Genomic DNA, 3,626 nt, shown 5'->3' with positions numbered 1-3,626 from the left:
AATCCTTATCTGGCAAGAGACTTAATTGATTAGTTCGCTCTAGAGCAAAAACAATTGACAAAAATCGCTAAATGCTTTTCTATATAAGGGTTCCATCCCTTATAACCCCCGTCCATTGCATAACAATTACCGAAGAGCCAGTAAAGTTAACTGTGGGGTAAGGAGTCAGTCCCGATGAAAAAATTTTCACCCCCACAGATGAAAGAGGTTTCTTTCCCTACACCCCACACCCTACACCCTACACCCTCTTTCAAGTCAGAGGAATGTAGCGAAATATACGGAGCGCTCGAACCAATTTGTAATATATGTGGGCTATAAAATAGGATGATGCGAGCGTTGTCCATACTTGCATCGGGAGGGAACCGTGACGACTTTTCTGGCTTCGCTCAATTTACTGCCTTCTAGTTCTCCCGCTGCCAATTTTCGGACTGGAGAATGGACTTTTCCCACACTCTACTCCACTCTTGCTCCTGCTGCCCTAGCAGATTTAGTTTTTTCTCGTTACGAGATTGATGTACCGAAAAATTGTCAATTTTGGCATCGGGGTTTAAGTGATGTGTATCTCCTCGAAACCCTGAAAACTCCCTACATTTTGCGCGTATCTCACTGCCATTGGCGCAGCAAAATGGAAATAGACTTCGAGTTAGAATTATTAGATTATCTCGATCGCTCTCAGGTTCCCGTCGCTGCGCCAATTCGCACCAAAAACGGTGATTTATCCGTAGAAATTAAGGCTCCGGAAGGGAAACGTTACGCCGTCCTTTTTCCCTATGCTCCTGGAGGAATTGCTATTGGGGACATAGATATAGAACAAGCCTATCATTTAGGGGCGATCGTGGCTAATTTACATCGGGTGACAGCAGATTTTCAAACCCTAGCCTATCGTCATCCCCTCAACCTCAAATATCTTCTCGACGATTCCCTGCAAATTATCGCACCTTTTCTGCACCAACGACCGAGCGACCTAGACTGTGTTTTAGAAACCATTGGGGAAATAGAGGAAGAAACCGCTAAATTACCGACAGAATCTCCCTATTGGAGCATTTGTTGGGGCGATCCTCATAGTGGTAATGTGCATATCACCCCTGATAATCAGATGACCCTATTTGATTTCGATCAGTGCGGTTATGGTTGGCGAGTTTTTGATATCGCTAAATTTCTGCAAGTTTCCCTACAATCCGGCTTAAATCGCCAGGTTCGCCATGGTTTCATCCAAGGCTACGATGAAACAGTGCCTTTAACCGATGGTGAATTATCTTGTCTTCAGTATCTCACCCAAGCGGCCTATATTTGGTCTTGGTCAATTAGCTTAAATAACCTGCGTTTAACCGATTATAGTCGTCTGTGCGCCAATTATTTTAGCAGCCGTTTGGCCATTCTCAAACGTTTAAGAACCCAAGAATGGGAATTATTCTAAGCAGCCTTGATCCTGCTGGTGAGCAAATTTCCTGGGGGTAGGTTGTGGGGTGTGGGGTTTTACCCATTTTCAGGGAAAAATTACCTGAATTTTCCCCCTGATCACTCCAATGACCGGCACTTTTTGATAGCCAAAAAGCCTAAAAGTCTTATCCAAAAAGCCGGCCCCAACTAACCAAGATCAACTTTCTTGCTGGTCAATGGCCAAACGAGGGATCGATCCCTGTATGCTGGTAAGTATAGATAATCACTAGGTAAAGACTTTCTTCTCCATCTGCCAAAAGTGAAGCAAGCTTTACCGCTTTTGAATACTCTCTCACAGCCTTACAGACAGATGGTATTATGTCCAGAAGAAAGAAGAAGTTTCCCTGTGGTCACAAGGGTTATGGCCAAGTCTGCCATCATTGCGCTCAACTAGATGCCGCTTGGGAAGAAAGAAAACGTCAAAAAAATGCCTGGGAAGCCACTTTTTCCCAAGATCCGATCGATCTGCGGGAATTACCGAAAAATGTGGTACTTAAAGCTAGGGAAATCCTGCAAGGATTGCAAGATCACCGCAATTATCGAGATTTCCACGGTAAACGATTGCGACACGATCGCTTTATTATCAGTATCCCCGTTACCCGCAATTATCGCCTCATCTGTCGCGACCACGGCAATCTCCTCGTCCCAGAAGCGGTTATCTCTCACGAAGATTATAATGTTTGTAAACCGGGTAGGTGAAGCTAATCTTTAGTTCGCTTGGGAAGATTTATCGCTGTTTATATCTTCCCAATCCGGCAGCCAATTTTCAGCGAGAATCTCCTCCAGACTAGCTAATACTTCCACGGGGAAAATACTGGCATCTAATCTGGTTTCGTCAATCATCAGATTGCGAGCATCGAGATAACATTTTGCTAAAATTTCCCTTAAATAGGACTTTAAGCTGGGACTATCTTCTAAAAGATCAGCAATTTGTAGGCGAAAATTCCTGATTTCTTTTTTCCATGCTGCTTGGTTGTAATCTCGTTGGGATTGCCAGTAGGTTAACTTCAGTAAATGTTCTAGGAGTCGAGTTAAGAGACTCTTAAGCGCTCGTCGATTATTTTTCCCCAAATCTGCCAACTCCTCTAATAAATTCTGCCAATCTACCGCTTGAAAATCCCCCCGACGCAATTGGTTGATAGTGTTTTCTAACCAAAGTTGATAATCGCTATCGTAGAGATTGGGAATGGTAATATTCATCATTTTTTACTCCTTAATTTCACTGTTCAGAATCCTTGCTGATAGCTTCCCAATTAGGCAACCAATTTTCATCGAGAATCTCCTCTAGATTAGCTAACACTTCCAGAGGGAAAATACTGGCATCTAATTGGGTTATATCAATAATTATCTCCCGAGCATCGCTGTAACATTCCTCAAGTATCTCGGATAAATAGGGTTTGAGACTGGGACTATCTCTCAGTAATTTCTTGATTTGTTTCCGAAAGGTTCTAATTTCCCCTTTCCATGCTGCTTGATTATAATCTCGTTGGGATTGCCAGTAAGTTAACTTCAGTAAATGTTCTAGGAGTCGAGTTAATAAACTTTCTAATGCTCGTCGATTATTTTTTCCCAAATCTGCCAACTCCTCTAATAAATTCTGCCAATCTACCGCTTGAAAATCCCCGCAACGCAATTGGTTGATAGTGTTTTCTAACCAAAGTTGATAATCGCTATCGTAGAGATTTGGCCTGGTAATATTCATCATTTTTTACCCCTTAATTGCACTGTTCAGAATCCTTGCTGATAGCTTCCCAATCCGGCAGCCAATTTTGATCGAGAATCTCCTCGAGATTAGCTAACACTTCCAGAGGGAAAATACTGGCATCTAATTCGGTTTCGTCAATAAGCAGATTGCGAGCATCGAGATAACATTCCTGCAAAATTTCCCTTAAATAGGACTTTAAACTGGGACTATCTTTAAGAATTTTTTTGATCTGAATCCGAAAATTGCGAATTTCTTTTTTCCATCCAGCTTGATTATAATCCCGTTGGTATTGCCAGTAAGTTAACTTCAGTAAATGTTCTAGGAGTCGAGTTAATAAACTTTCTAATGCTCGTCGTTCACTTTTTCCCAAATCTGCCAACTCCTCTAATAAATTCTGCCAATCTACCGCTTGAAAATCCCCCCGACGCAATTGGTTGATAGTGTTTTCTAACCAAAGTTGATAATCGCTATCGTAGAGATT

At 42.2% G+C, this 3,626-nt stretch carries 6 protein-coding genes; 3 read left to right on the top strand and 3 right to left on the bottom strand.

Going from position 1 to position 3,626, the window contains the following annotated elements; all coding sequences use genetic code 11:
- Positions 1-174 precede the first annotated feature (174 nt).
- From O9290_RS24245 to O9290_RS24235, 3 genes are all read left to right on the top strand, one after another.
- Positions 175-318, top strand: a complete 144-nt coding sequence (locus tag O9290_RS24245; RefSeq protein ID WP_287970108.1) for a hypothetical protein — start codon at positions 175-177, stop codon at positions 316-318.
- 46 nt (positions 319-364) lie between these two features.
- Complete coding sequence (locus tag O9290_RS24240) at positions 365-1,417, top strand: phosphotransferase enzyme family protein (protein WP_288058492.1); 1,053 nt, start codon at positions 365-367, stop codon at positions 1,415-1,417.
- Positions 1,418-1,758: 341 nt separating this feature from the next.
- Positions 1,759-2,139 (top strand): DUF7682 family zinc-binding protein, encoded by a 381-nt coding sequence (locus O9290_RS24235; RefSeq protein WP_002735921.1) that lies wholly within the window; start codon positions 1,759-1,761, stop codon positions 2,137-2,139.
- A gap of 9 nt (positions 2,140-2,148) precedes the next feature.
- Here O9290_RS24235 and O9290_RS24230 read toward each other — a convergent pair whose 3' ends face one another.
- The 3 genes from O9290_RS24230 to O9290_RS24220 all read right to left on the bottom strand — a co-directional run.
- Positions 2,149-2,643, bottom strand: coding sequence for a DUF29 domain-containing protein (locus tag O9290_RS24230; protein WP_002760027.1), 495 nt, complete (start codon positions 2,641-2,643; stop codon positions 2,149-2,151).
- A gap of 16 nt (positions 2,644-2,659) precedes the next feature.
- Positions 2,660-3,145, bottom strand: coding sequence for a DUF29 domain-containing protein (locus O9290_RS24225; protein WP_288035217.1), 486 nt, complete (start codon positions 3,143-3,145; stop codon positions 2,660-2,662).
- 10 nt (positions 3,146-3,155) lie between these two features.
- A partial coding sequence (locus O9290_RS24220) for a DUF29 domain-containing protein (RefSeq protein ID WP_288087625.1) occupies positions 3,156-3,626 on the bottom strand: 471 nt, incomplete at its 5' end.

Origin of the sequence: Microcystis sp. LE19-41.2A, from assembly GCF_027530405.1 — a bacterium.
GTDB classification, from domain to species: Bacteria; Cyanobacteriota; Cyanobacteriia; order Cyanobacteriales; family Microcystaceae; genus Microcystis; species Microcystis aeruginosa.
This window is presented reverse-complemented; position numbering and strand designations above follow the sequence as displayed.